Source organism: Tsukamurella sputi (assembly GCF_007858445.1).
Taxonomy (GTDB): domain Bacteria; phylum Actinomycetota; class Actinomycetes; order Mycobacteriales; family Mycobacteriaceae; genus Tsukamurella; species Tsukamurella sputi.
Genome location: NZ_VIGV01000194.1, coordinates 1 through 532, shown reverse-complemented (window position 1 = coordinate 532; position 532 = coordinate 1). Strand labels below are relative to the sequence as shown.

Below are 532 nucleotides of genomic sequence, written 5' to 3'. Positions count from 1 at the left end.
CAAGCTTTCCATATGTTCCGTCGTCAGATGCATCAAGATTATCGCAAACCATTAATCGTGATGTCACCGAAGAGCTTACTACGTCACCGTCAAGCGGTAAGTACTTTAGAAGAGCTTGCGACCGGTACATTCCGTTCAGTCCTTTCTGAGATTGATGCGATCGATGCAACGAAGGTTGAACGCATTGTGATCAGTGTTGGTAAGATCTATTACGATGCAAGAGATCGTAGAGAAGCGGCTAATGATGACAAGACTGCGATTATCCGTCTGGAAGAGATCTATCCATTCCCAACCGCTGCTTTAGCTGCGGAGTTGGCGAAATATCCAAATGCAAAAGAGGTCATCTTCTTGCAGGATGAACCAAGAAATCAGGGTTATGCAACATTTGTTTATCCTTATCTCACTGAGATGTTAGGGGATAAACATGCCTTACGATTTGTAACTCGTCCAGCAGCAGCGGCACCTGCTGTAGGTTATAGTCATGTTCATGCAGCGCAGGAGAAAGCACTTCTTGATGCAATTTTTCCGCTAG

The 532-nt window shown here is 44.9% G+C and carries 1 pseudogene; it reads left to right on the top strand.

Annotated elements, in window-relative coordinates:
* Positions 1-12: 12 nt before the first annotated feature.
* Positions 13-532: pseudogene (gene kgd / locus FK268_RS26190) on the top strand (multifunctional oxoglutarate decarboxylase/oxoglutarate dehydrogenase thiamine pyrophosphate-binding subunit/dihydrolipoyllysine-residue succinyltransferase subunit); the annotation flags it as partial.